General features: G+C 65.1%; 26 protein-coding genes. 11 read left to right on the forward strand and 15 right to left on the reverse strand.

What is annotated here, in order from left to right; genetic code table 11:
• Positions 1 to 53: 53 nt before the first annotated feature.
• On the reverse strand, positions 54 to 863 hold the full coding sequence (locus tag QMZ05_RS15955; protein ID WP_353701617.1) for a L,D-transpeptidase: 810 nt from the start codon (positions 861 to 863) through the stop codon (positions 54 to 56).
• A 309-nt stretch (positions 864 to 1,172) separates the two neighbouring features.
• On the opposite strand from QMZ05_RS15955, the gene QMZ05_RS15960 reads away from it, so the two are divergent.
• Positions 1,173 to 1,949, forward strand: a complete 777-nt coding sequence (locus tag QMZ05_RS15960) for a protein phosphatase CheZ (RefSeq protein WP_353701618.1) — start codon at positions 1,173 to 1,175, stop codon at positions 1,947 to 1,949.
• Between the two features lie 365 nt (positions 1,950 to 2,314).
• On the opposite strand, the gene QMZ05_RS15965 is transcribed toward QMZ05_RS15960, so the two are convergent.
• Positions 2,315 to 2,833: a hypothetical protein gene (locus tag QMZ05_RS15965; RefSeq protein WP_353701619.1), complete on the reverse strand. Its 519-nt coding sequence runs from the start codon at positions 2,831 to 2,833 to the stop codon at positions 2,315 to 2,317.
• 318 nt (positions 2,834 to 3,151) lie between these two features.
• On the opposite strand from QMZ05_RS15965, the gene QMZ05_RS15970 reads away from it, so the two are divergent.
• The 3 genes from QMZ05_RS15970 to QMZ05_RS15980 all read left to right on the forward strand — a co-directional run bounded on the left by QMZ05_RS15970 (position 3,152) and on the right by QMZ05_RS15980 (position 5,779).
• Complete coding sequence (locus QMZ05_RS15970; RefSeq protein ID WP_018269780.1) at positions 3,152 to 3,448, forward strand: co-chaperone GroES; 297 nt, start codon at positions 3,152 to 3,154, stop codon at positions 3,446 to 3,448.
• Between the two features lie 302 nt (positions 3,449 to 3,750).
• Complete coding sequence (groL, locus tag QMZ05_RS15975) at positions 3,751 to 5,394, forward strand: chaperonin GroEL (RefSeq protein ID WP_353701620.1); 1,644 nt, start codon at positions 3,751 to 3,753, stop codon at positions 5,392 to 5,394.
• Positions 5,395 to 5,488: 94 nt separating this feature from the next.
• Positions 5,489 to 5,779, forward strand: a complete 291-nt coding sequence (locus QMZ05_RS15980) for a hypothetical protein (RefSeq protein ID WP_353701621.1) — start codon at positions 5,489 to 5,491, stop codon at positions 5,777 to 5,779.
• A gap of 205 nt (positions 5,780 to 5,984) precedes the next feature.
• On the opposite strand, the gene QMZ05_RS15985 is transcribed toward QMZ05_RS15980, so the two are convergent.
• Entirely contained in the window at positions 5,985 to 6,353 is a 369-nt protein-coding gene (locus tag QMZ05_RS15985) for an antibiotic biosynthesis monooxygenase family protein (RefSeq protein WP_353701622.1), read from the reverse strand.
• 96 nt (positions 6,354 to 6,449) lie between these two features.
• On the opposite strand from QMZ05_RS15985, the gene QMZ05_RS15990 reads away from it, so the two are divergent.
• The 3 genes from QMZ05_RS15990 (at position 6,450) to QMZ05_RS16000 (ending at position 9,206) form a co-directional block, all read left to right on the forward strand.
• Positions 6,450 to 6,926 carry a MarR family winged helix-turn-helix transcriptional regulator gene (locus QMZ05_RS15990; protein ID WP_353701623.1) on the forward strand — a complete coding sequence of 159 codons (477 nt, stop codon included), beginning with the start codon at positions 6,450 to 6,452 and terminating at the stop codon, positions 6,924 to 6,926.
• A 151-nt stretch (positions 6,927 to 7,077) separates the two neighbouring features.
• A complete protein-coding gene (locus QMZ05_RS15995; RefSeq protein ID WP_353701624.1) occupies positions 7,078 to 8,277 on the forward strand; it encodes a hypothetical protein in 1,200 nt (399 codons plus the stop codon).
• Positions 8,278 to 8,741: 464 nt separating this feature from the next.
• On the forward strand, positions 8,742 to 9,206 hold the full coding sequence (locus tag QMZ05_RS16000; protein ID WP_353701625.1) for an ester cyclase: 465 nt from the start codon (positions 8,742 to 8,744) through the stop codon (positions 9,204 to 9,206).
• Between the two features lie 84 nt (positions 9,207 to 9,290).
• Here QMZ05_RS16000 and QMZ05_RS16005 read toward each other — a convergent pair whose 3' ends face one another.
• The 3 genes from QMZ05_RS16005 to QMZ05_RS16015 all read right to left on the reverse strand — a co-directional run bounded on the left by QMZ05_RS16005 (position 9,291) and on the right by QMZ05_RS16015 (position 10,937).
• Complete coding sequence (locus QMZ05_RS16005) at positions 9,291 to 9,770, reverse strand: PaaI family thioesterase (protein ID WP_353701626.1); 480 nt, start codon at positions 9,768 to 9,770, stop codon at positions 9,291 to 9,293.
• Positions 9,710 to 10,363: an Ada metal-binding domain-containing protein gene (locus tag QMZ05_RS16010; protein WP_353701627.1), complete on the reverse strand. Its 654-nt coding sequence runs from the start codon at positions 10,361 to 10,363 to the stop codon at positions 9,710 to 9,712. Before QMZ05_RS16010 ends, QMZ05_RS16005 begins: the two co-directional genes overlap by 61 nt.
• A gap of 109 nt (positions 10,364 to 10,472) precedes the next feature.
• A complete protein-coding gene (locus tag QMZ05_RS16015) occupies positions 10,473 to 10,937 on the reverse strand; it encodes a GNAT family N-acetyltransferase (RefSeq protein WP_353701628.1) in 465 nt (154 codons plus the stop codon).
• A 172-nt stretch (positions 10,938 to 11,109) separates the two neighbouring features.
• On the opposite strand from QMZ05_RS16015, the gene QMZ05_RS16020 reads away from it, so the two are divergent.
• A complete protein-coding gene (locus tag QMZ05_RS16020) occupies positions 11,110 to 11,787 on the forward strand; it encodes a hypothetical protein (protein WP_353701629.1) in 678 nt (225 codons plus the stop codon).
• Positions 11,788 to 11,813: 26 nt separating this feature from the next.
• Here QMZ05_RS16020 and QMZ05_RS16025 read toward each other — a convergent pair whose 3' ends face one another.
• Positions 11,814 to 12,230: an META domain-containing protein gene (locus tag QMZ05_RS16025; RefSeq protein ID WP_353701630.1), complete on the reverse strand. Its 417-nt coding sequence runs from the start codon at positions 12,228 to 12,230 to the stop codon at positions 11,814 to 11,816.
• A 152-nt stretch (positions 12,231 to 12,382) separates the two neighbouring features.
• On the reverse strand, positions 12,383 to 14,053 hold the full coding sequence (locus tag QMZ05_RS16030; RefSeq protein WP_353701631.1) for an L-lactate permease: 1,671 nt from the start codon (positions 14,051 to 14,053) through the stop codon (positions 12,383 to 12,385).
• Between the two features lie 308 nt (positions 14,054 to 14,361).
• On the opposite strand from QMZ05_RS16030, the gene QMZ05_RS16035 reads away from it, so the two are divergent.
• Positions 14,362 to 16,104, forward strand: a complete 1,743-nt coding sequence (locus QMZ05_RS16035; protein ID WP_353701632.1) for an ABC transporter ATP-binding protein/permease — start codon at positions 14,362 to 14,364, stop codon at positions 16,102 to 16,104.
• Positions 16,105 to 16,352: 248 nt separating this feature from the next.
• On the opposite strand, the gene QMZ05_RS16040 is transcribed toward QMZ05_RS16035, so the two are convergent.
• The 5 genes from QMZ05_RS16040 to QMZ05_RS16060 all read right to left on the reverse strand — a co-directional run bounded on the left by QMZ05_RS16040 (position 16,353) and on the right by QMZ05_RS16060 (position 21,632).
• Positions 16,353 to 17,342 (reverse strand): TorF family putative porin, encoded by a 990-nt coding sequence (locus QMZ05_RS16040; RefSeq protein ID WP_353701633.1) that lies wholly within the window; start codon positions 17,340 to 17,342, stop codon positions 16,353 to 16,355.
• Positions 17,343 to 17,725: 383 nt separating this feature from the next.
• Entirely contained in the window at positions 17,726 to 18,115 is a 390-nt protein-coding gene (locus tag QMZ05_RS16045) for a histone (protein ID WP_353701634.1), read from the reverse strand.
• Positions 18,116 to 18,358: 243 nt separating this feature from the next.
• Positions 18,359 to 19,675, reverse strand: coding sequence for a glycolate oxidase subunit GlcF (gene glcF, locus QMZ05_RS16050; RefSeq protein ID WP_353701635.1), 1,317 nt, complete (start codon positions 19,673 to 19,675; stop codon positions 18,359 to 18,361).
• A complete protein-coding gene (locus QMZ05_RS16055) occupies positions 19,672 to 20,910 on the reverse strand; it encodes an FAD-binding protein (RefSeq protein ID WP_353701636.1) in 1,239 nt (412 codons plus the stop codon). The genes glcF and QMZ05_RS16055 overlap by 4 nt, the downstream gene beginning before the upstream one ends.
• Before the next feature lie 32 nt (positions 20,911 to 20,942).
• The gene (locus tag QMZ05_RS16060; RefSeq protein ID WP_353701637.1) at positions 20,943 to 21,632 is read right to left on the reverse strand and encodes a helix-turn-helix transcriptional regulator; all 690 of its coding nucleotides are present in this window, start codon (positions 21,630 to 21,632) and stop codon (positions 20,943 to 20,945) included.
• 191 nt (positions 21,633 to 21,823) lie between these two features.
• Here QMZ05_RS16060 and QMZ05_RS16065 point away from each other — a divergent pair, with 191 nt between their 5' ends.
• Positions 21,824 to 22,309, forward strand: coding sequence for an antibiotic biosynthesis monooxygenase family protein (locus tag QMZ05_RS16065; protein WP_353701638.1), 486 nt, complete (start codon positions 21,824 to 21,826; stop codon positions 22,307 to 22,309).
• 143 nt (positions 22,310 to 22,452) lie between these two features.
• Here the strand turns inward: QMZ05_RS16065 and QMZ05_RS16070 are convergent, their stop codons facing one another.
• Both QMZ05_RS16070 and QMZ05_RS16075 read right to left on the reverse strand, forming a co-directional pair.
• A complete protein-coding gene (locus QMZ05_RS16070) occupies positions 22,453 to 23,598 on the reverse strand; it encodes an acyltransferase (RefSeq protein WP_353701639.1) in 1,146 nt (381 codons plus the stop codon).
• A gap of 209 nt (positions 23,599 to 23,807) precedes the next feature.
• A complete protein-coding gene (locus QMZ05_RS16075; protein WP_353701640.1) occupies positions 23,808 to 25,301 on the reverse strand; it encodes an FAD-linked oxidase C-terminal domain-containing protein in 1,494 nt (497 codons plus the stop codon).
• A 248-nt stretch (positions 25,302 to 25,549) separates the two neighbouring features.
• On the opposite strand from QMZ05_RS16075, the gene cycA reads away from it, so the two are divergent.
• The gene (gene cycA, locus QMZ05_RS16080) at positions 25,550 to 25,942 is read left to right on the forward strand and encodes a cytochrome c-550 CycA (protein WP_353701641.1); all 393 of its coding nucleotides are present in this window, start codon (positions 25,550 to 25,552) and stop codon (positions 25,940 to 25,942) included.
• The last annotated feature ends 17 nt before the right edge of the window (positions 25,943 to 25,959 follow it).

Genomic DNA, 25,959 nt, shown 5'->3' on the forward strand with positions numbered 1-25,959 from the left:
CGCCGGGACGACGCGGACTAACCCATCGTTGTGCTTCGCGCTGGGCTACACGATCACATCACAACGACCTTGGCGCCGACATTGACGCGGCCGTAGAGGTCGATGACGTCCTCGTTGCGCATCCGGATGCAGCCGGACGAGACGTTGGTGCCGATCGTCCAGGGCTCGTTGGAGCCGTGGATGCGATAGAGCGAGGAGCCGAGATACATCGCACGCGCCCCGAGCGGATTCTCCGGACCGCCTTCCATGTGCCGCGGCAGGTCGGGACGGCGCGCCAGCATTTCCGGCGGCGGCGTCCAGGCCGGCCATTCCTTCTTCGCCGAGATCGTCTTGGTGCCGGCCCAGGTGAAGCCGGGCCGTCCGACGCCGATGCCGTAGCGCAGCGCGCGGCCGTCGCCCTGCACCAGATAGAGGAACTTGTTCGGCGTATCGACGACGATGGTGCCGGCGCCTTCCTTGCCGTGATAGTCGACCAGCTGCTTTTCATATTGCGGATCGAACGGACGCTGCGCCGGATCGCCCAAGGCCTCTTGCTGCTGACGGATCATCTGCTGCTGCGGATCCATCGGCGGCAGCCCCTGGCGGTTGCCGTAATAGGCGGGCTGCTGCTGATACATCGGCTGCGGCGCATAACCCTGCGACGATGGCGCATCGCCGAACAGGAATTCGATGAAGCCGCCGCCCATGTTGGAGCGTTGCGGCTGCACATAGGCGGTGCGCATCGGCGGCTGCGGTGCGCCCTGGTTGGCGTAGATCACGGTGGGCTCGGGCTGAGCCGACGCATCGATCGCCATGGCGGAATGGGGAATCGCAATAAGAGAAGACGCGCCGGCGAGCAGCGCAAGCGTGGTTTTCCTGAACATCGACGTACTCTGTACTGGTTTCGTCGTGACGTGATGCGCGAGGGCGCCGACTTGCGCCGTTGCACGTGGTCAATAAGCAATGAAAACCGCATCGGTTTGGTAAACGGATCGGCCGTTTCGATTCACCACGTCGGCAATGCGACGCGGTTTTGCCCGACAGCGTTTATTTTGCGTGAACGCCGCAGCGACATGGTTAATCACAAGTATCGCAGCGGTTGCGCACGATCCAGCAAACTGTTCCCGCGTGAACCTGACGTTAAATCCGCACTGTCTAGAACGGACTGCAGTGAAGGGGCGGGAATGAAAATCATGTCAGTGAAGCGCAAGCGTTTTCGTGTCGAGCAGGCGATGGGTGAGGTCGCGATACCGGAGCCGGAAGTGACCGGTGGCGCCGACCTCGGTCCGATGCATCGCGAGATCATGGCCGAGCTTCGCTCGATCCGCGCCCAGATGGCCGCAAGTCCGGCGCAGCGCACCGGCGACAGCGTCGATGCCGCGGTCGCCCGCGAAGTCGCCGAGACGCACGCGCTGCTCGAGACCTACCGCGCGCAGGTCGAGCAGTGCGAGAAGCTCAAGGTCGAGCTCGACCTGATCCACGACGCGATCAGCCGCACCAAGCGCGAGATCGCCGTGCTGCACGGCAAGAGCTTCAACGGCGAGGAGATGGCCAAGGTCAATGGCGAGCTCGGCGCCGTGGTCGGCGGCACCGAACAGGCCACCCAGCAGATCCTCGAAGCGGTCGAGGCGATCGACCAGGCCGCGAGCGCGCTGGCCAACAACGTCACGCCGGACCAGCAGAAGCGGCTCAGCGAAGATATTCAGGAACGCGTGGTCTCGATCTTCGAGGCCTGCAACTTCCAGGACCTCACCGGCCAGCGCATCAGCAAGGTGATGCAGACGATGAAGTTCATCGAGCAGCACATCAACGAGATGATGAACATCTGGGGCGGCGTCGACGCGATCAAGACCCACTCCCCGCCGATCGTCGACACCCGCGAGGGCGATGCCCGTCTGCTCAACGGCCCGAAGCTCGACGGCGACGCCGGCCACGCCTCGCAGGACGACATCGACGCGATGTTCAACTGAGCGATCGCCAGACAATTACGAAAACGCCGGCCTCAAGGGCCGGCGTTTTTGTTTGTACCGACTGTCCATCCCCGTCATTGCGAGGAGCGAAAGCGACGAAGCAATCCATGGTGCCGCAGCGGGACCATGGATTGCTTCGCTTCGCTCGCAATGACGGGCGGCCTTCCCTTCTCCCCTTGTGGGAGAAGGTGGCGCGCAGCGCCGGATGAGGGGTTCTATCCGCGAGCTCGGACTCAGAGAGGGTCACTCGTGGAGAGATACCCCTCACCCGAATTGCATCTGGCGATGCAATTCGACCTCTCCCACAAGGGGAGAGGTGTACTGCCGATGCGGCTCCAGGATGAACGGAAGGACCAGCCTCGCTCTTACGCCCGCGGGGCGCAGCGGACGTAGACCATGTTGCCGTAGCGGGTAGCGGCGTCCTTGTCGACGAAGCGGGTGATCAGGACCCTTCCGTCGAACGAGATGATCTCGCGGTCCTGCTCGCCGGGCACAGGTCCGGGCGGGCCGATATAGTTCTTGCCGCTCGGGGAACCCTTCAGCCGCAGTTCCTGCGGGGTGGCCTGGTCGGCCAGATGCATGATGACGCCGCCGTTCTGGCCGGCGCCGATGACGTAAGGCTGCTTGCACTGGCCGCGCGCGGCGGCCTCGGTGCGGGCGCGGTCGGCGGGATTCTGGAACGAGGCGAGACCCCAGCGGCCGACGATCTCGTCGGGGCGGATGCTCGCCGGCATTTCCGGGGCGACCCCCGGTTCGGAGGGCACCGGCTCGGGGTTCGACGACAACGACGGCAGGCTCATGCTGCCGCACGCCCCCAAGAGTGTCGTCAGCGCCGAAACGGCCGCGAACCGTGCGACCAATCGCGCGTTGAGTGACCTGATCATATGTATCCCCCGACAATGTCCCGGCCGCACCCGTCCTGCAGCCAAGCGTAAAACTTAAGACGGAGCAATGACGTCTGACAAAATTACGTCATCGCTACGATTTGGTTTCTGGTCCACCATCCTATATTGGCCTCACCAAGGCCTTAACCCGTTTGCTTGACAGAAACTGCGCCAAGCCATATTTCCCGGCCCGCAATTAGCACTCTCGCACCACGATTGCTAAATGCGCCGGGCGTCCTGCCCTGCGCCGACCGGGCCGGCATTCAACGCCGGTCTCGATGAACCGGACCTGAAACCGAGCCTCCAAGAGGGAACGTCATGGCTAAATCCACCTTCCGCCCACTGCATGACCGCGTCGTGGTCAAGCGTATCGATGCCGAGGAGAAGTCCAAGGGCGGCATCATCATTCCGGACTCGGCCAAGGAGAAGCCGTCGCAGGGCGAGATCGTCGCCGTTGGCCCGGGTGGCCGCGACGAGGCCGGCAAGCTGATCCCGATCGACCTCAAGGTCGGCGACCGCGTGCTGTTCGGCAAATGGTCGGGCACCGAGGTCAAGCTCGACAACCAGGAGCTCCTCATCATGAAGGAGTCCGACATCATGGGCGTGCTGGCGTAAGCCCACGAACTCCGAGGGCCGCCGCGTCTGCATGGCGACCTCTTCCCTTCTCCCCTTGTGGGAGAAGGTGGCGCGCAAGGCGCGCCGGATGAGGGGTCTCCATCCGCGGAGACAGACCCCTCACCCGTCCGCGATGCTCCCGCATCGCGTCCACCCTCTCCCACGCAAGTCGGGCCTGCCCGACTTGCGCAAAATCAAAATGCGCAACCGAGGTACACCTCGGTTGCGTGGAGAGGGGAAGCCCCCTCGGCGATGACAAACAGCAAACAACCGCCCCACACTTTTTCCAGGAGTTCAAATCAATGGCTGCCAAGGACGTAAAATTCGCCGGAGACGCCCGCGACCGCATGCTGCGCGGTGTCGACGTGCTCGCCAACGCCGTGAAGGTGACGCTCGGCCCGAAGGGCCGCAACGTCGTCATCGAGAAGAGCTTTGGCGCGCCCCGCATCACCAAGGACGGCGTCACCGTCGCCAAGGAGATCGAGCTCGACGACAAGTTCGAGAACATGGGCGCGCAGATGCTGCGCGAGGTCGCTTCCAAGACCAACGACACCGCCGGTGACGGCACCACCACCGCGACCGTGCTGGCCCAGGCCATCGTCCGTGAGGGCGCCAAGTCGGTCGCCGCCGGCATGAACCCGATGGACCTCAAGCGCGGCATCGACACCGCGGTCGCCGCCGTGATCAAGGACATCGAGAAGCGCGCCAAGCCGGTCGCCTCGTCCTCCGAGGTCGCGCAGGTCGGCACCATCTCGGCCAATGGCGACGCCGCGATCGGCAAGATGATCGCGCAGGCGATGCAGAAGGTCGGCAATGAGGGCGTCATCACCGTCGAGGAGAACAAGTCGCTCGAGACCGAGGTCGACATCGTCGAGGGCATGAAGTTCGACCGCGGCTATCTCTCGCCCTACTTCATCACCAATGCCGAGAAGATGACCGCCGAGCTCGAGGATGCCTACATCCTGCTGCACGAGAAGAAGCTGTCCGGCCTGCAGGCGATGCTGCCGGTGCTGGAAGCCGTGGTGCAGTCCGGCCGTCCGCTGCTAATCCTCGCCGAGGACGTCGAGGGCGAGGCGCTGGCGACGCTGGTCGTCAACCGCCTGCGCGGCGGTCTCAAGGTCGCCGCCGTCAAGGCGCCGGGCTTCGGCGATCGCCGCAAGGCGATGCTGGAGGACATCGCGATCCTGACCGGCGGTCAGCTGATCTCCGACGACCTCGGCATGAAGCTCGAGAACGTCACGGTGAACATGCTCGGCCGCGCCGGCAAGATCGTGATCGACAAGGAGAACACCACGATCGTCAAGGGCGCCGGCAAGAAGAAGGACATCGACGCCCGCGTTGGCCAGATCAAGGCGCAGATCGAGGAAACCACCTCGGACTACGACCGTGAGAAGCTGCAGGAGCGCCTCGCCAAGCTCGCCGGCGGCGTTGCCGTCATCAAGGTCGGCGGCGCGACCGAGGTCGAGGTCAAGGAGAAGAAGGACCGTGTCGAGGACGCGCTGAACGCGACCCGCGCCGCGGTGCAGGAAGGCATCGTGCCCGGCGGCGGCGTCGCCCTGCTGCGCGCCAAAAAGGCGGTCGGCCGTCTCACCAACCCGAATGCCGACGTCCAGGCCGGCATCAACATCGTGCTCAAGGCGCTCGAAGCTCCGGTTCGCCAGATCTCGGAGAACGCCGGTGTCGAGGGCTCGATCGTGGTCGGCAAGATCCTCGAGAACAAGTCGGAGACCTTCGGCTTCGACGCCCAGACTGAGGACTATGTCGACATGGTCGACAAGGGCATCATCGACCCCGCCAAGGTGGTGCGCACCGCGCTGCAGGACGCCTCCTCCGTGGCCGGCCTGCTGGTGACCACCGAAGCCATGGTCGCCGAAGTGCCGAAGGACGCGGCGCCGGCGATGCCGGGCGGCGGCATGGGTGGAATGGGCGGCATGGGCGGCTTCTAAGCCCCCGCTGCACATCCGCATCGCAATCGAAGGCCGCCTCCGGGCGGCCTTCTTTTTTGCGATTTGATCACGATCGAGATGTAAGGACGATCCGATGTCCCGCGACGCCAAATCACTGACGACAACGCTGGCGCTGTTCTACGCGATCGGCGCGGTGCTCGCATTGGGCGCCTATGCCCAGGACAGAGTCGATGACTTTGCCGTCGTCCTGACGTTCTGGTTCAAGCAGACGCTGACGTTCGCCGTTCTCGGCGCAGGCTATGGCCTCTATTACGTCATCTTCGGTTCGATCGGTCATCGTCCAAAGGCGCCGCTGCGATTTCTCGACATCGCCTTTCTGACCGGTGTCGCCACGCTCGCTGTTCTCATGGCGATCCACGGTTGAACAATTCGGACGTCGCCCCGAATGCCGCTGCGCTCCCTCTCCCGCTTGCGGGGGAGGGTCGGGGTGGGGGTATCTCCCCGATCGAGAACCTTCGTGGGGGATAGAACTCCCACCCGCCGCGCGCTATGCGCGTCGGCCTCCCCCGCAAGCGGGAGAGGCGTACAGCGTCTGCGGGGATGCTGGTTCGACCAAAAATCATCGTGCCTTACGCGACGCAGATGTCGGCCACCGCGACCTTCTGGAACAGATGCGGCGATGCCACCGCCGAGGCCGGATAGGCCGAGAGCTTGGCCCTGAACTCCGGGTTCATGAAGGCGGCGCGGAAGGCGGCGGTGGATTCCCACACCGCGTAATTCAGATAGGCCGGGCTGTCGCCGAGCGCGCGGTGCAGCTGGGTCGAGATGAAACCGGGCTGCCGCTTCATGATGGCGGCGTCGTCCTGCCAAGCCCTGAGGAAGGCGTCCTCGTCGGCCGCATCGAGCGTGAAGAGATTGACGAGCACGACGTTGGTGGCCGCGACCGCGAGCTGGCGGTCGATCGGGAATGCGGGGTCCAGGGGGCGCATATGCGGCATGGCTTGCTCCGTTGCTATGGTGCTATGATGTCATTTCGATCGTATCGATACATATCGATATTGACATTATGATGTCAATATACACCTATGGGACAAATGCCACAGACCAAGCGAACGCCGGCGGGTGAAGCCCTGAGCGGCCTGATTCTCGACCTGTTCAGGCTCAACAGCCTGCTGTTCACGTCAGGCGACCGGCTGGTGGCGGGGCTCGGGCTGACCAGCGCCCGCTGGCAGATCCTCGGCGCCATCGTCACCGCCGAACGCCCGCAACCGGTCGCGTGGCTGGCGCGCGACCTCGGCGCTGCCAGACAGAACGTGCAGCGCATCGTCAACGACCTCGAAAGGGACGGGCTCGTGACATTCGAGACCAATCCGCATCACCGCCGCGCCCAGCTCGTGGTGCTGAGCGAGAAGGGCCAGCAAGCCTTCGACGCGGCGATGCGCCTGCAACTGCCCTGGGTGAACAATCTCGCCGACGGACTTTCGCTGAAGGATATCGAAACCATGGCCCACGTCGTCACGACGCTGCGCGGCCGGCTGGAGAACGGCGAGGAACCTGCCGAACGCGGATGACGCACGGCACATCTGCATTCGTCATGACAGAGCCAAAGGTCAGTTCAGTCCAAACGCGACAGCCGCCGTCACGCGGCCTTCTTTTTTGCGCAATGACACGGAGGTTTGCTAGTTACGACGGAACCGATTCTGCCCTTCGAGGACTCATCGTATGCGCGCGCTCCCGCTCCTGCTGCTCGGTCTTGCCGTCGCCTCGGCGCCTGCCCTCGCCCAGATGAAGCTGCAAACGAAGCCGGCAGCCGGCGGCGGCCCCGAGATGCGCTATTTCACCGCGATCGACGGCCTGATGGACGGCAATGCCGACGTCGTGCTGAAGGAAACCCGCCAGGGCAAGACCGTGACCGCGGCGGTGCTCGACGTCTGCTATCCCGCCGACAAGAGCTCCGACCGCAAGGACCGCTTCGTCGCCAACCTCACCGTCAACGGCCAGTCGCTGTCCGGCAGCACCCAGAGCGTCGCCGACAAGCAGCCGGTCACCATCAAGCTGAACCGCAAGCAGACCGGCGACAGTTTTGAGTTCCGTGGCCAGATCACGATCGGCCAGACCGTGACAGAGGTCGCCTCGACGGACAATTCCGATCTCAGCGAGAAGGAATTCCAGGACAACCAGGCCACCGAGGACGGCATCACGCCGCAGCCGAAGGACTTCACCGACGTCTCGCCGGAATCGATCGGCGTGCGGGTGAAGCTCGATGCAGCCGCAGACCTCCTCAAGAGCCTGAAGGGCGAGGCCGTCGAGATCGGCACCTCCAGCCTGTCAGTGACCTGCGATGCGATGCGCTCCGGCGAGCAGACCATCAACCTCACCGTCGATCCCGAGCACGCCGGCGCGTTGCTCGCCAAGGTGAAAGCGGCGCCCGGCGTCATGGCGGCCGGCTGGACCAGCGGCGTGGTCGAGATGGACCGCACCATCCGCTTCGCCGCCGCCGACTGGCGCGACGGCGACAAGATCAACAAGGACAAGCTCGCAACCGCGATCGCCGGCGTGCTGGCGAAGACGCTTGTCGCAAAGCCCGCCTCCGCGACTTGGAATGCGAACACCGGCAAGCTCAAGCTGGTGCTGAAGCGCCCCAGCGCGGTCTACCCTGCGCTCGGCCTCACCCAGAACTACGAGGTCACCGCCCTCGTCTCGCCCGACAAGCCCGGCAGCTCCGACAAACTGATGCTGTGGGTCTCGAGCCCCACCGTCTCCACATCGGACGACAGTGCCGGCGCCAAGCTGAATCTGTCCGACGATTCCAGCAGCGACGAGGAAGGCAGCGAGGCCAAGAACGACAACGGCGCGATCGACGCGCTGCTCAAGGAGTTCAAGGGCCAGCGCTGGGACGCCGACAAGTCGGTGTGGCGGTAACGCCGGCACTCTCCTTCGGTGAGGCCGCCCTCGTCTTCAGCGGCACGACATTGTCTCGCACCGGCTTCGGGGTGGCGTCCGGACCGCACTGAAGCATCCCGTCGCTCCTGACGAACAATTCGGAACGAGGCTCGACCGCCGCGCGATCGAGCAACGCCCGCAATTCGGGACGAAGCCCGTCGCCGCGCAACGCGGCGATCGCATCGAAGTTACGCATGATGATCTCCTGTGTGCTCGCGAAGATGCTCTCGCGCGCGCCTTGCGCGAACCACCCGCTTTCCGATTCCGCGACGACGTTCGGGAAACAACGCTAAGCGCCATATCGACAAAGCGGAATCTCGTCTCGAACGCGGTCGCGCGCCCGATCTGAAATCGGGTGGTTCGATAGGCGCCATCGAATGTTCACTGCGCGCATCGACACAACGCCGGCCGCGATACCGGCAACGCGCAAATGGAGACGAGAGATGTCAGAGGAAAACAAGAACGTCGTGGGCCGGTGGTTCAAGGAATTCTGGGGCAACCCCTGGAATCCGCGCATCATCAACGAGCTCGCCACGGCCGACATTGTCGTGCACTACCCGATGCACGAACCGAAGAAGGGCCGCGCCGCGGTGACGAAGTTCATGACCGAGTTTCGCGAGGCGTTTCCGGATCTGAATTTCTGGGGCGTCGGCGATCTCGTCGCGGAAGGCGACCTCGTCGTCGGCCGCTGGGAAGGCGGCGGCACCCACACCGGACCCGCATTCAGCGACTTCCGCCTCGGCTCGCTGCCCGCAGCCTCCGGCCGCAAGATGACGTTCGCCGGCACGACCGTGCTGCGCGTGCAGGACGGACGGATCGCCGAGGAGCTCGGACAGGAAGATGCGATCACCGCCATGCTTCAGCTCGGTCTCATTCGCCTGCCCGAACACGCTGGCTACTCGGGCTGACCCAGTCCGCGCAGCTCGCTCTGGCTGAACCGGCATCGCGTGCCTCGATGCGATGTCGGCGCAGTCCCTCCGCGGCGGTCCGCGCTAGGCCGGAAAGATCAGGCACGTCGTCGTGCCATGCGCAAGCAGCCGTCCCTTCGCGTCGGTGACCCTGCCTTCGGCGGTGCCGACGCGGCGGCCGCAATTGAGCACATGGCCCTCGGCCCGGATCGGGCCGGTGTCGGGCGTGATCGGACGCAGCAGCGAGATCTTGAACTCGAGCGTGGTCTGGCTGGTGCCGGCGTCGAGCGTCGACTGCACCGCAAGGCCCATGCAGCTGTCGAGCAGCGTCGCGGTGAGGCCGCCATGCACGGTGCCGGCCGGATTGAGATGCGCGTCGGTCGGCAGCAGCGTGACGACGACGCGGCCGCGCTCGGCCTCAGTGACGTCATAGCCGAGCGTCCGCGCGATGGTGTTGAGCGGCAGCGCGCCGGAGACGAGCCCCTGGACGAAGTCGAGGCCGTTCATCCCGAGTTTCTGTTCGGCACTGACGGTGCCGTAGCTCTTGCCGTAGCTTTTGGCCATTGCTGGTCTCCATTGGGTTGCATGGTGACGCCTGGCGGCCGCTTCCGTCGCAACGAGGCGGGCAAGCGGCCGTAGAGTTTTGCGAAGGCGGCGTTCATGCGCCTTGCGCTGGAGAAGCCGGCGCGCTGCGCCACCAGCGCGAGCGGGAGATCGCCGCCGTCGATCAGGCACTTGGCGCGCTGCACGCGCCGCGACAGCGCGACCTGCAGCGGCGAGGCATCGAGATGCGCGGCGAACAGGCGCGACAGATGCCGCGCGCCGATGCCGAGCCGATCGGCCAGCGCGGCGACGTTGCCGTGGTCGAGTGCGCCGTCCTCGATCAGCGCCAATGCGCGCTCGACGGTCGTCCTGGTGCCCTTCCATGCCGGACAGAATGGCGCAGCCTCCGGACGGCAGCGCAGGCAAGGCCGGAAGCCGGCGCGCTCGGCGGAGGCGGCGCTGCCGTAGAACCGCACGTTGCGAGCGAGCGGCGTGCGCGCCCGGCAGACCGGGCGGCAGTACACGCCGGTGGTCCTGACCGCGACGAACACGATGCCGTCCCAGGCCGGGTCGCGGCGTTGAAAGGCTGCATATTGTGCGGCGAAATCGAGCATGCGTCCGCTATAGCCGCGGCCACAGGCCGAAACGACCCGCTTTGCGGAGACGACGTCCGGAAACGACCGCTGCGCTGCACGATGCGCGAGCCGACGGCGCCGGCGGACGTCAGAGGTTCTTGGTCATGAACAGGCTGAGCGGATCCAGCGCGTAGCCGGCGAACGGCGGACATTCCAGGTAGCCGGCAGCGCGATAGAGCCCGATCGCCTCCGCCTGCCGGATTCCGGTCTCCAGGCTGATGCGGGCGATCCGCCGGCGCCGCGCCACGTCTTCCAGCGCGTCGAGCAGGCGGCGGCCGAGCCCGTGGCCGCGCGCGTCGGCGCGCACGAACATCCGCTTCATCTCGGCATGATCGGGCGCGATGAGGCGGAAGGCGATCGACCCGATCACCTCGCCATCACGGCGCGCGACGAGGAAGACCGTGCCCGGGACGGCAAGCGTCTCGGCGGCGGCGAGGTGATTGCTGTCGGGCGGATACAGCGCCTGCATGTAGGCGTCCGACAGATCGACCAGCCGCCGCACCTCCGGCTGCCGCGGGTCTTCGGGAGCGATGCTGATTCGAGGCTCGTGCATCTCTGGCCGCAATGCAGGGGCGTGGTTGCGATTGTCGGCCGCCCTCGCCGTCCCGTCAATTTACGGGGCCTGCGACCAAAAGACTTCGTGCTGCCGCAGTTCGGTCACCGAAAATTAAGGCTCGATTTAGTTTCGAGGATCATCCTTTGCGTCACCGAACACGGGTCACGCCATGCAAGACCGCGAGCCGATCAACCCTGAGAGCATCTGGCCGACAGATGTGACGGAGGGTCATTCGCCGGCGCAGACGGCGGACCTCTGGGACGTCTCAAACGAGAACCACGACGCCGCCCTGCTGCTGCGGGAGCCGTTCGCCGACCGCATCGGCACCGCGCTGCTGGCAGCCACCGCGCTCGCCGCAAGCTTCGTGCTGGGTTGGACCGGCGGCGCCAACTGGCACGACTTTGCAAGCCCTGCCCCCGTCCCGGTGGCCCAGAAGGAAGCGCCCGCCCCGCACGTTGCGGAGGCACCGCCGAGCCGCCGAAGCGAGAGCCCGCGGCGGACCGCGTCGAATGCCGAGCCATCGGTCACCGGCAGCATTCCGAAGACCACCCCCGCCAGCCCGCGCCCGCAAGTGCTGGGGGCCGCGCCGACGACGCTCGGCGCGCAAGCCGCCATGCTCGGATCGAAGCCGCAGCTGGCAGCGGGACCGGAGACGCGGCCGAGCACGATTCCCGGATGGTCGGTGGTCGAGGTCCGCGACGGCACCGCCGTGCTCGAGGGGCCGGAGGGCGTCAAGATGGCGGCGCGCGGCGACGTCGTCCCCGGCCTCGGCCGCGTCGATTCCATCGTGCGCTGGGGCAACCGCTGGATCGTCGCCACCGCAAGCGGATTGGTCGCGACGCCCTGAATGCCTGCGCCGACGCGCGACCGCGGTCAGTTGCCGTTGATCAGAAAGCGCAGCGACTTGCTTCCGGAGAAGATCACCTCTTCATTGTGCCGCCGCCAGCTCGTCATGTCGCCGAGCGCCGCCAGCAGATCCTTGTCGGCCTGCGCCCGATCCGGCGTGCAGTTGCGGTTCTCCATCGCGCCGGGAACGAACACGATGGTGTTGCCGGCAACCGAGAACTGACCCTTGCCGCCATCACACCACAATTCGAGGATCACCTCGCCGTTGTCGCCGACCTCGATCGAGGGGATTCGCTTGGAGCCCGGCATGCGCGCGGCGTCGAGCGTCATCACGTCGCCGAATGGGAATCCTTCCTGAGCCTCGGCCGGAATCGCGACCAGAGCCGCGGCAAGGAGCGCCAACGCGGCCATGCCGCCGTTCAGAATCCGCTTCATCGAGACCATGCCATTCCCAAAAAGAATTGCGATGCCGCCCCTTCTATGGGACGAGGCCGGGATTGGCCAGCTTGGCCGCCCGAGAAAAAGCGCTTGAAAATGCAAAATCCCCCGCGGGCTCTCACCCGCGGGGATCTTCGTTTGGGCGACGCCTCGCCTAGTTATTTCAGGACCAGCTCCGTGAACGGATACACATAGGCTTGCAGGGTCACGAACAGACCGACCAGGCACGCCAGCACGATCGAGTGCAGGAACACGTAGCGCAGGATCGAGCCCTCGTGGCCGTACCAGTTGGTGGCTGTCGAGGCGACCACGATCGATTGCGCGTCGATCATCTTGCCCATCACGCCGCCGGAGGAGTTCGCCGCCGCCATCAGGATCGGCGACAGGCCGAGCTGCTCGGAAGTGATCTTCTGCAGATTGCCGAACAGCACGTTCGAGGCGGTGTCCGATCCGGTCAGCGCCACGCCCAGCCAGCCGAGCAAGGTGCCGAAGAAGGGATACAGCACGCCGGTCGCGGCGAAGGCGAGACCGAGCGTGGCGTCGACGCCGGAGAGCCGGGTCAGCGTGCCGATCGCCAGCATCGCCGAGATTGTGATCAGCGAGATCGCGCAGAGGCGGATGGTGCGGCCGTATTCGGCGATCAGCTTGAACGGCGAGAAGCCCATCAACAGACCCGAGATGATCGCGGCGATCAGCATGCCGGTGCCGGTGAACGACAGATAGGTGAAGCTGAACACCGCGCCTTCCGCCGTCGGCTTGGCGGCCACCGGCGGCACCTTGAAGATCAGCTTGTCGAGCTCGGGGACCGCATAGTTCCAGGTGAAGTTGGCGTTGGCCCAGGTCTTGAACGCGCCATTGCCCCAGATCAGCATCAGGATGCAGACGATGATCCACGGCAGCAGCGCGCTCCACAATTCGCTTTGGGTCAGCGGCGTCTTGTCGAGCGGCGGAGCGGAAGCCATCGTCGCCGCCGATTCATCGCGGCCGCGCAGTTTCGGCGACAGCCAGAGCTGCTGCGGCTGCCAGACCTTCAGGAACAGGATCAGCGCGCCCATCGAGATCAGCGAGGCGCCGATGTCGACGATCCAGGGATTGATGTAGTTCGAGATCACGAATTGCGGGACCGCAAACGACACGCCGGTGACCAGGATCGCCGGCCAGATTTCCTTCATGCCGCGCCAACCCGCGAACGCCCACACCACCCAGAACGGCACGATCAGCGAGAACAGCGGCAGCTGCCGGCCAACCATGGCGCCGAGGATGTAGGGGTCGAGCCCGGTGACCGAGGCGAGGCCCTGGATCGGCGTGCCCAGCGCACCGTAGGCGACCGGGGCGGTGTTGGCGATCAGCGACAGGCCGGAGGCTGCGAGCGGCGAGAAGCCGAGCCCGATCAGCACCGCGCCGGTGATCGCGACCGGCGTGCCGAAGCCCGAGGCGCCCTCGAAGAAGGCGCCGAACGAGAACGCGATCAGCAAGAGCTGCAGGCGGCGATCCTCGGTGACGCCGCCGACCGCGCGCTTGAGCAGCTCGAACTTCCCGCACCTCACCGTGACCTGGTAGAGGAAGATGACGTTGAGCACGATCCAGCCGATCGGGAAGAACCCGGTGACGACGCCGAGCAGCGTGGCGCGGACCGACATGTTGGTCGGCATGCCAAAGATGAAGATCGTGATCAGGTTGGTCACGATCACGGCGATGATGGCGGCGATATGCGCCTTCACCTTGCCGCTGGCGATCAGGACCAGCAGCGTGACCACGGGAACCGCGGCGGCGATCGTCGACAGCCCCGCATTGCCCAGCGGATTGTAGATTTGATTCCAGGTGTTCATCTCGGGATCCTTCCCACATTTTTATGCAGCGCGCCGGCATCGGTGCGGCCAGGCGCGCTGGTGCGATTGCGGGAGTCCGTCGGAAAGTCGTAGCCCCGGCTCGCGAATGAACGATCGGTAAGGATCGCTCACATCCTCGCGAAAAATCGAAGGTCCCCCGCCCCTCGCCGTTGTCGTCATGCTAGGGTTGACTCGATCGCCGGGACAAGACAACGCTTGCATGCCAGACCTACGACTTTAGTCGAGGATCGCCCTGATTGTCCCGATTCTTCAGGCCTTTGCGGCCCCTTCCCTGGAGACGATAATCTGTGAAAAACATTCGCTCGACGCTCGCGACGGTGTGGCGCATCGCCTCGCCCTATTTCAACTCCGATGACAAATGGGCAGGCCGGGGACTGTTGGCCGCGGTGATCATCATCGAGCTTGCCAGCGTCTTTCTCACCGTGCTGTTCAACCGCTGGAACAATGTTTTCTACAATGCGCTGCAGGAGCGCGATCAGGCGGTCTTCACCTATCAGATCGGCTATTTCTGCGTGCTCGCGGCGTTCTGGATCGCCCTGAAAGTCTACCAGCTCTACCTCAATCAATGGCTGCAGATCCGCTGGCGGCGCTGGATGACCACGCGTTATCTCCGCGGCTGGCTGCACGATGCCAACCACTACCGCATGCAGCTGCTCGGCGATGCCGCCGACAACCCGGACCAGCGTATCGCCGACGACACCCAGCGCTTCGTCGAACAGACCCTGACGCTCGGGATCGGACTGTTGAGCTCCGTGGTGACGCTTGCGTCCTTCGTGGTCATCCTGTGGGGCCTGTCCAATCAGGCGCCGCTGCATCTGTTCGGCAACGACATCGCATTTCCCGGCTATCTGGTCTGGGGCGCGCTGATCTACGCGATCCTCGGCACAACCTTGACCCATTTGATCGGCCGGCCATTGGTCGACCTCAACTTCCGGCAGCAGCGGTTCGAAGCCGATTTCCGCTTCAACCTGGTGCGGACGCGCGAGAACGCCGAGCAGATCGCGCTGCTCGAGGGTGAGCCGGCCGAGCGCACGCGGTTGCTCGATCGGTTCGGTTTCGTGGTCGGGAACTGGCTCGACATCATGCAGCGAACCAAGAAGCTGACCGCCTTCACCGCGACCTATTCGCAAGCCGCCGTGATCTTCCCCTATGTGCTGATCGCGCCGGCCTATTTCGCCAACAAGATCCAGCTCGGCGGCATGATGCAGACCGCGTCCGCCTTCAGCAGCGTGCAGGAGTCTCTGTCCTTCTTCATCACGGCCTACCGGACGCTGGCCGAATGGCAATCGGTGGTCGCACGACTTGATGGCTTCGAGAGCTCGATCCGCGGCGGCGATGCACTCGCGCAGCGGCAGGACATCATCCACGTTAAACCCGCCGGCGGCCGTGGCATCGAACTCGACGATCTCGTGGTCACCCTGCCCGATGGCAAGCCGTTGCTCGCGGCTGACGGCTTCAGCCTTCCCGGCAACGCACGCACCCTGGTCACCGGCCCGTCGGGAGCCGGCAAGTCGACGCTGTTCCGCGCCATCGCCGGCATCTGGCCGTTCGGCAAGGGCGCGATCAATGTCCCCCCCGGTGCCACGCTGATGATGTTGCCGCAACGTCCCTATCTGCCGATCGGATCACTGCACGACGCCGTGGTCTATCCGGGCGAGGCCGCGAAATTCGACGCGGGACGGGTCCGCGAGGTCGTCACCGCCGTCGGACTGCCGCAGCTCGCGGCGCGGCTCGGGGAAGAGGCGCACTGGAACCGGATGCTGTCGCTCGGCGAGCAACAGCGGCTCGGCATCGCCCGCGCGCTGCTGCATGCACCGCAATTCCTGTTCCTGGACGAGGCGACCGCCTCGCTCGACGAGCCGTCGGAAGCCGCGCTCTACCGGCTGATCGCCGAGAAGCTGCCCGACACCACGGTGGTGTCGATCGGCCATCGCTCGACGCTCGATGCGTTCCACCAGCACAACGTCGCGCTGGTCCGTGACGGCGAGCGCTTCACCTTGCGCGATAGGGTCGAGGCTCCGGCGTCGTAAGCGAGCGGAGCCAGGGCCGCGGGCGCGGGTCACCTCTCCCTTGGGAGAGGTCGATTTGCGCAGCAAATCGGGTGAGGGGTCACGGTCTATCGAAGGGGCAAGAACCCTCACCCGGCGCTTCGCGCCGACCTCTCCCCGCCGGGGAGAGGTGAAATCGAAGCCGCGGCACTGGCCGCCGAAAACCAAGCCGCCAAAAACAAAAAGGGCGGCAGATTGCTCTGCCGCCCCTTGATCCCCGGAAGGGGAAATTACTTCAGGCTGGACATCGCGGTCAGGTCGACCGAGAGCTTGGCGATACCAGCCGCGCCGCACCAGTTGGAGCCCGTGCCGCCCGGATTGATCGGGGTGACATTGGTGGTGCCGCCGGCGGTGAAATCGCTGGTGAAGGCGCTGCAGTTACCCTTCGACAGGTCGGTGTCGGAGTAGCGCAGATCGAGCGTGAACACCTTGTAGGTGAAGCCGATGCCGATGTTCCAGGTGTTGTAGTCGGCATACTTGATGCCGTTCGGGAACGCCGGGACGCCGTAGAAGCTGTCGGAGGTGCCGAGCCACTGCCGGCCGAACTCACCCGACACGTACATGCCGACGCCGCTCGAGCCGAACACGGTGCTGGGCGCGGTGTACTTGCCGATGATCGAGGAGTAGTTGCCCCAGGCGCCGGTGTTGAGGAAGTTCGGCGAGTAGTATTCGTTGATGGTGAACGCCCAGTTGTCGTTGATGGTCCAGGTCGCCTTGCCGTAGACCTCGAAGAACGAGACGTCCTTCTTCATGACGTTGCCGTTCGGCAGGAAGTTGGTGGCGCACTCCGCGCTGAGCGGCTTGCCCGCGGTGTCGGTGGGGGCGCCGAAGAAGCACGTTCCACCCGGATACAGGTAACCCCAGACACCGATGTCGAAGGCGAAGGCGCCGAAGGTCGGACGGATACCGCCGTAGACGTCGACTTCAGCCGCGGCGCGGTTGGCGAAGGAGATGCTTTCGGTCGAGGTGCCGATGTAGAGCTGCAGGTCCTTGTTGACGTTGTAGCGCGGCTCGAAATAGGCGGTGACCGACGGATTGTGGTTCGACTGGGTGACGCCGCGGAAGATGTAGTCATTCATGACTCCGGCGCCGAAGGCGATGTCCCAGGGATCGAAGGGAGCCGGCGGCGGCGCCTTGACGGCCTTCACCGCCATGTCAGCTGCCATTGCCGAGCTCGAAATCATTGCTAGCGCCGTTGCTAACAAAGCCAGTTTCTTCATGACGATCCCCATCTACTTTTCCAGACAGCCCAGCTCCGGTGGCCCCCAGGGCGCGCGATAACGGACTGCAACTAAATCGCGTGTGATCAATCTGAAACGCACCCCCATTTTGGAGAAGGCGAAAAGACATGCATCTGCCGACTTTTTAGGCGTTCTGGCAGTGACGCCACACGTTGGTTGGCGGGTGTTGCATTTGCACCACAAGACTAAGGCTCCCGTTGCGGTTGAACGACCCCACTCAGCCGGAAACGAGCAACGGTTCGACGCGCTGCGGGCGGCGTCGACGCGAATCGTCCGCTCCGCAAAACTACGGACTGCCGATACGGAAAAAGCCGCAGCGGCGTCCGCTGCGGCTTCGATCAGGTGAACCAATGCAGGTTCGGTTAGTGGTGCTCGCCGTCGGAGGTGCCCCAGTTCGGCGCCGGCTCGTGGCTCGGCGTGGCCCAGCTCTGGGCCGGCTGCGGCGCAGGTTCGGGCGCCGGCGGTGCTGCGACCGGGGCAGCCGGCTTCGGCGCGGCGGCCTTCTTCGGAGCGCTCTTCTTGGCAGCTTTCTTCGCAGCCTTCTTGGGTGCGGCCTTCTTCGGAGCAGCCTTCTTTGCGGCTTTCTTCGCAGTCTTCTTGGCTGCCTTCTTCGCCGACTTCTTTACAGATTTCTTCGCGGCCTTCTTGGCCGACTTCTTCGCGGCCTTTTTGGCCGACTTCTTCTTGGCCGCTACCGCCTTCTTGGCCTTTTTGGCCTTCTTGCTTTTCTTCGCCTTCTTCGACTTCGCCATCGTGGTCCTCCTGTTGCCGCTATGTGCGTCCGCCGGGCGTATTGAAGTGATCGCTTGCCGGACGTTGGCTGCACCTCGGGGAGAGGCGCCCTCCGCTTCGCTTGTCGGGCATGATGGCCGCGCGATCGCTTCGCGTCTGTGGCTGAGGAAGCGCCGGTCCTTCACATTGCTTCAGACACATTGCGTCAGAGACGTTGCGTCGGGGCAAGGCTGAGGTCCGGATCATGCTCGAGTGGCAGTCGATCAATTCAATCCTGGCCGGGGACCTCCTGTCGCCCAATCGAGAAGCTCAATCGTGTGCACCACAGGAACTGACGTACCGCCGGCAATCTGAACCATGCAGCCAATATTGCCCGCGGCGATCATGTCCGGTTTGACAAGCGCAATATTGGCGACCTTGCGATCGCGCAATCTGCTCGCAATGTCGGGCTGGAGAATGTTGTAGGTCCCCGCCGAACCGCAACACAAATGGCTCTCAGGCACATCTTTCACCACGAATCCATTCTTGGAAAGCAATTCTTTCGGAAGTTGAGTGATTTTCTGTCCATGCTGCAACGAACAAGCCGAGTGATAGGCGACGGTGACGTCGCCCTTCTGCGTTGAAGGTGCGAGCTCGAGAGTGCTGAGATACTCGGTGATATCCTTCGCCAGCGCCGAGATTCGCTGCGCCGGCTCCGCGAATGCTTTGTCCTCGCGCAGCAGGTAGCCGTAGTCTTTGACGACTGTCCCACAGCCCGAGGTCGTCACCAGAATGGCGTCGAGCCCGTTCTGGTCCGCTTCCCTTTGCCACACCGTGATGTTGGCCCGCGCGCGCGCCAGCGCGTCGCCGTCCTGCCCCATGTGATGGGTCAACGCGCCGCAGCATTGCTCGTCCCTGACCAGCACCACCTCGACGCCGTGTCGGGTCAGCACGTTGATGGCGGCCTGATTGATGCGCGGCGCCAGCACCTGCTGGGCGCAGCCCTGCAGCAGCGCGACCCTGCCGCGCCGCCGGCCGGTCGCCGCAAACACGGTTCCCGCTGCCGGTCCCGGCTGCGGCAGACCGCGCGGCGCGAGCGCCAGCATCGCCTTGATCCGGCGCAGCAGGCCGGGGCTCGACGCGCCGACCGACGGCGTCGGCAGCAGCGCTGCGAACGGACGGACGAGCCCGGCCAGGATCATGCTGATCCGGAACAGGCCCGGTCGCGGCAGCACGAGGGCGAGCACCGACCGCAGCAGCCGCTCGGTCAGCGGCCGCTGATAATCCCGCTCGATCCTGACCCGGGCCTGGTCGACGAGGTGCATGTAGTTCACGCCCGACGGACAGGTGGTCATGCAGGCAAGGCACGACAGGCAGCGGTCGATATGCTTGACCACCTCAGCCGTCGGCGGCTTGTCCTTCTCCAGCATCTCCTTGATCAGATAGATGCGCCCGCGCGGGCTATCGAGCTCGTCGCCGAGCAGCACATAGGTCGGACAGGTCGCGGTGCAGAAGCCGCAATGCACGCAGGCGCGCAGGATCTTGTCGGCTTCCTGGATGTCGGGATCGGCGAGCTGCGCCAGGGTAAACTCGGTCTTCATGCAGCCCCGCCTCGCATCATCCGGCCGCGGTTGAGGATCGACCTCGGATCGAAGCTCGCCCGCACCCGCTCGCCGAGCGCGGCAAGCCCGGCCGGTTGCGGCTGGAACACATCGACCGCTCGGCGCATGTCCACGGTGGCGCGGATCAGGGTGGCGTGTCCGCCGATCGCCTCGACCTGGCCGCGGACCAGGGTGGCCTGCGCATCGGCACTCGGCGGCACCGCGGCCCAGATCAGCCCGCCGCCCCAGTCATAGATCACGTCGCCGCCGGTCGAGCGCGCCAGCGCCTGGCCCAGCGCACTGCCCGCGGCCGGCGGGCAAACGATGCGCCACACCGGCCAGGCCCCGAGCGCACCGTTTGCCGCGAACGGCGCCACGTCGCGCAGCGCGCTCCAGATCGCAACCGAGGCGTCGTCAGCGAGGCTGTCGACCGTTCCATAGGATGAGAGTGTCTGGCTCAGCGAGGCGGCCCGGTGTGCCGCCGATGCCGAGATCCCCTCGAGCCGCACCAGCGTGACCGGTTGGCCGGAGGCTGCTAGGCCGGCGAGCGCCCCGGTCCCGGACCGCAGCACTGAGCCGGGCAGGTGCGCCGCGCCCGAGACGTCGAAGGGCGACCCCAGCGCCGCCGTCATCGCCTTGTTGGCCGTGACGTCGTCGAGGGAGCGCAGCACCAGCGTGCGTTCCGCCTCCGGCTTCGGCATGACCTTCAGCGTCACCTCGGTCATGACCGCCAGCGTGCCCCAGGACCCGGTGAGCAGCTTGCAGAGGTCGTAGCCGGTGACGTTCTTCACCACCCGTCCGCCGGTCTTGAAGCTGTCACCGAACCCGGACACCGCATGCGCCCCGAGCAGATGATCCCTGATGCCACCGGCCTTGATGCGGCGCGGACCGGCAAGGCCGGCGCCGATCATGCCGCCGATCGTGCCGGCTCCCGCAGCGCCGAGCAGCACGGACGTGTCCATCGGCTCGAAGGCGAATTGCTGGTTCTTGGCATCGATCAGGGATTGCACGTCGGCGAGCGGCGCGCCGGCCTCGACCGTGATGATCAGCTCGTTGGGCTCATAGGCGCTGACCGCGTTCAGCACCGAGACGTCGAGCACCGCGTTGGTCGGCATCGGATGGCCGATGGCGCGCTTCGATCCATGACCGATGACCTCGAGCGGCTGCTCGCTGGCGACCGCCGCGCGCACCACCTCTTCGACGTCCTTGATGTCTCTGACTTTGAGCGTTTCCACCCGCTAGGCGGTATCGAAATTCGGCTCCGAAATCAAATGCGCGCGCCGAATAGGTCCCTGAATGCGACGAGCCCGGCCTCGGTGATCTCGACGGAACGGCCCTGCGGCCGGCGCCGGATCCAGTCGCGCTGCAACGCGAGGTCGGCGACCGCGGCCCCTGCCCGCCCAGCCAGATGCGGACGCCGCTCGCTCCAGTCGAGACAGGGCCGGCACAACAGCCGCCGGCCTCGCGCCGGTGATCGCAGGTCGACGCCGAGATCACGGAGAAATGCGCGGCCCGACGCGGTCAGCTCGCCGGCTTCCTGGTCGAGGTGGAGGTGGCCGTGTTCCCGCATTGCGTCCGTGACCGCGACGCCGAGCTCGCCGGCAAGGTGGTCGTAGCAGGTCCGGGCGCGGCGCATCTCCGCATCGATCCGCGGCGGCGGGCGGGACGGATGCGGATCGATCGCCGCGACCGTCATCATCCCCTCGAGCATCTGCGCAACCAGCGGGGTGGCCAGCCGGTAGAGGCGGCGCGGACCGCGCCGCTCGACCTTGAGCAGCGCACGCTCGACCAGCCGGGCCAGATGCCAGCTCGCGGTCTGCGGCGTGACGCCCGCGACCCGCGCCAGCTCACTCGCCGTCTGCGCGCGCCCGTCCATCAGCCGCGACAGGATGCCGGCGCGGCCGGGATCGGCGATCAGGGCGGCGAGTTCCGCAAGCTCGGGGGCGATGGTCTGCATGGCCAGCTCCGGCGTCGGTCGAAGTCATCCATTTGTCGCATGCCGCGCCGCCGCAACGCTTCGATCATGATCGAAATGTTCACGACATCGACACTTCGATCGCCACCTAACCGAGCTCAACGAGCGATCACTATCTTTCGCCCTGCGGTTCGGCCGGCACGACGGTTGGCGCAAATCAAGTGGAGGCGATCATGAAGCGTTCGGAAGCTACCACCACGACGATGATGCTCACCCGACGATCGGCCATCGGCTCGTTCGCCGCGATCATGACGATCGCCGGCGTCTCGCCCTGGGCCGGATCGCAAGCTCGATCGGGGCAAAGCAACGGAGGAATGCCAATGAAGCACTATGCGATAAGCACGAGAACCATCAGCGATGCGATCAACACGTCAGGCCTTCTGGTCGTCGCGCAGTGGGAAGCCAGGGAAGGCCAGGCCGACAAGGTCGCGGCAATCCTCGACAGCTTCCTGCCCGAGGCGCAGAAGGACCCCGGCACCAGGCTGTTCCTGATCGGCCGCGGCAAGGACAATCCGGCGCAGTTCCTGTTCTACGAATTGTTCCAGGACGAAGCCGCGTTCAAGGCGCATGCGGAGAGCGCCTATTTCAAGACCTACATCGCGGAGCAGGCGCTGCCGCTGCTCGCCAAGCGCGAGCGGACGCAATACGCGCTGCTGTGAGCTGTGGCGCCGCGGGGAGGATAGCAGAGCGTTTTCGAGCGAAGTGGCCCCGGTTCGCGTGAAGAAAACGCGTCAAGACAAGAAGCTCGAGCCTCGGTTCTGATTCAATCAGAACCGGGGCTCGTCCTTCCCGCGAGCGCAGGTCAGATCGATGCGCTGCTGTTGCCAAGCCTTGCGTGCAGCTCGACCCGCTCGGGCGGCTTGCGCCAGAAGCCGACGATCGCGATCCGCGACAGCACCGCGGCCTCGAACGTCTCGACCTGGCCGCGGAGCCGAAGCGCATGCTTCTCGACGAGATGCCAGGACGCGACGGCGACGCCGAAGGCGAGCGGCAGGCTGATCAGGATGTTCAGATACCAGTGCTGGACCGGCGGGCCGAACGAAGCAACGCATTGCTGGATGACGAAGCCATAGAGATAGAGCCCGTAGGAGTAATCGCCTGACGATACGATCCAGCTGCGCCGTGGATTCATCAGGCCGAGATAGCACGCGACATAGGCGGCCGGCACCGGCGCCAGCGCGTCGCCGCGTCCGGTCGCCATGCCGGCGGCACAGGCCACCAGCGCCAGCAGGCAGACGGTGCGGTTGAACGGCACCTTGTCGCGCCAGAGGTAGAAGCCGACGCCGGCAAGGAAGCAGAACACCAGAAGATGCGGGCGAAGCTGGATCGGCACCTCGTCCCAGCGACAGATGTCGTAGCTCACCAGCGCGACCTGAACGACCACCAGGAACACAAGGTAGGCCACCCGATTGAAGCAGATCGTGGCCACCGCGAGCAGCGCCAGCACGACGTAGCACCACAATTCGTACGGCACCGTCCAGAGCTGGGCATTCACCACGTCCGGCAGCGGATTGTGCAGGAAGACGCCCGGCAGCTCGTAATGGATGTCGCCGACGATATTGAGAAAATAGGCGTGGAATTTCGGGTCGGCGACATACTGCGCCAACGGCAGTTCGGTGAAGACCGAACCGATGATGATGGCCGACAGCGTCGTCTCGACCGCGAGCGCGGGCCCGATCCGAAGCACGCGCAGGCCGAGGAAGGAAATCAGGCTCTTGCAGCGCTGCAGGCTCGCCGTCACCAGGAAGCCGCTCAGGGAGAAGAACAGCGCCAGGATCATTGCGATGCCGATGCGAAGCGTGCTCTGGATCTCCAGCGCCCGGCCGAGCCCGAGCGTCACGTTGGCGCCGTGCAGACAGATGATCGTCGACGCCAGCGCGATCCGCATGTAGTCGAAACCTGCGGGCCGATTGCGCGAAAGCGCCAGCTGGTCGGCCAGGCTGGGCATCGATGTGTTCCCGAAAACATGCATCTTGGGAAAATACCGGGGAACAGCTGAAGGCCGTGTAAATGGTGCAAGCTGCAATTGCAGCGACGCGCGGCGGCACTGTGATGGCTTGTCACGAGCGTCGCGGCAAGCATCGGTTAAGGTTATCGGAGGGCTAGGACAACCCGAAGAATTGTATCGATCGACGACCCTTGCCGCGCGACAAGGCGCTAGAACCGCGGGATATCCGGAAAGGCCAGCTTGCCGGCGTGGACATGGACGCGGCCGAGCTCGGCGCAGCGATGCAGGGTCGGAAACACCTTGCCGGGGTTGAGCAGGCCCTCGGCATCGAAGGCGCATTTCAGCCGCTGCTGCTGGTTGAGATCGATCTCGGTGAACATCTCCGGCATCAGGTCGCGCTTCTCGATGCCGACGCCGTGCTCGCCGGTGAGCACGCCGCCGAGCTCGACGCAGCAGCGAAGGATGTCGGCGCCGAACGCCTCGGCTTTCTCGATCTCGCCCGGTTTGTTGGCATCGTAGAGGATCAGCGGGTGTAGATTGCCGTCGCCGGCGTGGAACACATTGGCCACGCCGAGGCCGTATTTCTCCGAGAGGTCGCGGATCCGCGCCAGCGCCTTCGGCAACGCGCCGCGCGGGATGGTGCCGTCCATGCAGAGATAGTCCGGCGAGATGCGTCCGACCGCGGGGAATGCGGCCTTGCGGCCGGCCCAGAACAGATTGCGCTCGGCCTCCGAATTGGAGATCTGCAGCGTCACCGAACCGCAGCCCTTGGCGATGCTCTCGACCCGCGTGATCAGTTCGTCGACCTCGATCTGGGGACCATCGAGCTCGATGATCAAAAGCGCCTCGACGTCGAGCGGGTAGCCGGCATGAACGAAGGCCTCCGCGGCGTGGATCGCAGGCTTGTCCATCATCTCCATGCCGCCCGGGATGATGCCGGCGCCGATGATCCGTGCGACGCATTCGCCGGCGGCCTCGACCTCGGCGAAGCCGACCATCAGCGCGCGCGCCGTCTCCGGCTTCTGCAGGATGCGCACCGTGATCTCGGTGATGACGCCGAGCAGGCCCTCCGAGCCGGTGATGATCCCCATCAGATCGTAGCCGGCATTCTCGGCCGACTTGCCGCCGATGCGCAGGATCTCGCCCGACATCAGCACGATCTCGCAGCCCAGCACGTTATTGGTGGTCATGCCGTATTTCAGGCAATGCACGCCGCCGGAATTCTCCGCGACGTTGCCGCCGATCGAGCAGGCGATCTGTGACGACGGATCGGGCGCATAGTAGAAGCCGGCATGGGCGACCGCCTGGCTGATCGCAAGGTTGGTGACGCCGGGCTCGGTGACAACGACGCGGTTGTCGAAGTCAATCTCGCGAATTCGCTTGAACTTGCCGAGGCCCAGCAGCACGCCGTCGGCGAGCGGCAGCGCGCCGCCGGACAGCGAGGTGCCGGAGCCGCGCGGCACCACCTTGATGCCCTGGCCCTGGCAGTATTTGAGGACCTTTGCGACCTGCTCGGTGGTATCTGGCAGCACCACGACCATCGGCGGCTGCCGATAGGCGGTCAGGCCGTCGGATTCATAGGCCAGCATCTCGGCGGCGCTGTCGATCACGCCCTCGCCCGGGACGATGGCGCGCAAGGCGGCCACGATTTCGGCGCGGCGAGCAAGCACGGCCTGGTCGGCCGCCGGCATCATGATGGACATTGCTGTTCCCTCGGCGGGCGTTTGCCCTTTGCCGATTTGTTACGACAAATCAATCACGTCTGCACCTGTTTCAGTCGCCTTGTTTCAGCCACCCGGCCGAAGGTCGGATTGCCCCGCCCGGCAATGACGAGTTCTCTCTCGGACAAGCGGGCGGCCATGAAACCTGTCAAAGTTTCGTGGCTTGTCCTGTCCAAGCCGGACATGCCACAAAAGATCACTACCCACCGGGACGAAACGAAGAGAACCCCATGAACCTAAAGACCTTGAGCGCGCTGGCGGTCGTCACATCGCTGGCCACAGCATCCTCCGCGCTGGCGCAGGATGCCGCCGCCGGCAAGACCTCGTTCAACAAATGCCTCGCCTGCCATGCGATCGGCGAAGGCGCCAAGAACAAGGTCGGCCCCGAGCTCAACGGCCTCGATGGCCGCCACTCCGGCAGCGCGCCGGACTACAATTATTCCGATGCCAACAAGAATTCCGGCATCACCTGGAACAAGGAACAGTTCCTCGAATACATCAAGGATCCGAAGGCCAAGATCCCCGGCACCAAGATGGCGTTCGCCGGCATCAAGAACGAGACCGAAGCCCAGAACGTTTGGGCCTACATCTCGTCCTTCGACAAGGACGGCAAGCAGAAGTAATCGGCGGCATCGGACGT

Source organism: Bradyrhizobium sp. INPA03-11B (assembly GCF_040446015.1).
Classification (GTDB): Bacteria; Pseudomonadota; Alphaproteobacteria; order Rhizobiales; family Xanthobacteraceae; genus Bradyrhizobium; species Bradyrhizobium macuxiense_A.

What these genes read in the sequence shown, in the direction of transcription:
- QMZ05_RS15955 (WP_353701617.1), bottom strand. Translation starts at nt 863, where the DNA reads ATGTTCAGGAAAACCACGCTTGCGCTGCTCGCCGGCGCGTCTTCTCTT.
- QMZ05_RS15960 (WP_353701618.1), top strand. Translation starts at nt 1,173, where the DNA reads ATGTCAGTGAAGCGCAAGCGTTTTCGTGTCGAGCAGGCGATGGGTGAG.
- QMZ05_RS15965 (WP_353701619.1), bottom strand. Translation starts at nt 2,833, where the DNA reads ATGATCAGGTCACTCAACGCGCGATTGGTCGCACGGTTCGCGGCCGTT.
- QMZ05_RS15970 (WP_018269780.1), top strand. Translation starts at nt 3,152, where the DNA reads ATGGCTAAATCCACCTTCCGCCCACTGCATGACCGCGTCGTGGTCAAG.
- groL (WP_353701620.1), top strand. Translation starts at nt 3,751, where the DNA reads ATGGCTGCCAAGGACGTAAAATTCGCCGGAGACGCCCGCGACCGCATG.
- QMZ05_RS15980 (WP_353701621.1), top strand. Translation starts at nt 5,489, where the DNA reads ATGTCCCGCGACGCCAAATCACTGACGACAACGCTGGCGCTGTTCTAC.
- QMZ05_RS15985 (WP_353701622.1), bottom strand. Translation starts at nt 6,353, where the DNA reads ATGCCGCATATGCGCCCCCTGGACCCCGCATTCCCGATCGACCGCCAG.
- QMZ05_RS15990 (WP_353701623.1), top strand. Translation starts at nt 6,450, where the DNA reads ATGCCACAGACCAAGCGAACGCCGGCGGGTGAAGCCCTGAGCGGCCTG.
- QMZ05_RS15995 (WP_353701624.1), top strand. Translation starts at nt 7,078, where the DNA reads ATGCGCGCGCTCCCGCTCCTGCTGCTCGGTCTTGCCGTCGCCTCGGCG.
- QMZ05_RS16000 (WP_353701625.1), top strand. Translation starts at nt 8,742, where the DNA reads ATGTCAGAGGAAAACAAGAACGTCGTGGGCCGGTGGTTCAAGGAATTC.
- QMZ05_RS16005 (WP_353701626.1), bottom strand. Translation starts at nt 9,770, where the DNA reads ATGGCCAAAAGCTACGGCAAGAGCTACGGCACCGTCAGTGCCGAACAG.
- QMZ05_RS16010 (WP_353701627.1), bottom strand. Translation starts at nt 10,363, where the DNA reads ATGCTCGATTTCGCCGCACAATATGCAGCCTTTCAACGCCGCGACCCG.
- QMZ05_RS16015 (WP_353701628.1), bottom strand. Translation starts at nt 10,937, where the DNA reads ATGCACGAGCCTCGAATCAGCATCGCTCCCGAAGACCCGCGGCAGCCG.
- QMZ05_RS16020 (WP_353701629.1), top strand. Translation starts at nt 11,110, where the DNA reads ATGCAAGACCGCGAGCCGATCAACCCTGAGAGCATCTGGCCGACAGAT.
- QMZ05_RS16025 (WP_353701630.1), bottom strand. Translation starts at nt 12,230, where the DNA reads ATGGTCTCGATGAAGCGGATTCTGAACGGCGGCATGGCCGCGTTGGCG.
- QMZ05_RS16030 (WP_353701631.1), bottom strand. Translation starts at nt 14,053, where the DNA reads ATGAACACCTGGAATCAAATCTACAATCCGCTGGGCAATGCGGGGCTG.
- QMZ05_RS16040 (WP_353701633.1), bottom strand. Translation starts at nt 17,342, where the DNA reads ATGAAGAAACTGGCTTTGTTAGCAACGGCGCTAGCAATGATTTCGAGC.
- QMZ05_RS16045 (WP_353701634.1), bottom strand. Translation starts at nt 18,115, where the DNA reads ATGGCGAAGTCGAAGAAGGCGAAGAAAAGCAAGAAGGCCAAAAAGGCC.
- glcF (WP_353701635.1), bottom strand. Translation starts at nt 19,675, where the DNA reads ATGAAGACCGAGTTTACCCTGGCGCAGCTCGCCGATCCCGACATCCAG.
- QMZ05_RS16060 (WP_353701637.1), bottom strand. Translation starts at nt 21,632, where the DNA reads ATGCAGACCATCGCCCCCGAGCTTGCGGAACTCGCCGCCCTGATCGCC.
- QMZ05_RS16065 (WP_353701638.1), top strand. Translation starts at nt 21,824, where the DNA reads ATGAAGCGTTCGGAAGCTACCACCACGACGATGATGCTCACCCGACGA.
- QMZ05_RS16070 (WP_353701639.1), bottom strand. Translation starts at nt 23,598, where the DNA reads ATGCCCAGCCTGGCCGACCAGCTGGCGCTTTCGCGCAATCGGCCCGCA.
- QMZ05_RS16075 (WP_353701640.1), bottom strand. Translation starts at nt 25,301, where the DNA reads ATGTCCATCATGATGCCGGCGGCCGACCAGGCCGTGCTTGCTCGCCGC.
- cycA (WP_353701641.1), top strand. Translation starts at nt 25,550, where the DNA reads ATGAACCTAAAGACCTTGAGCGCGCTGGCGGTCGTCACATCGCTGGCC.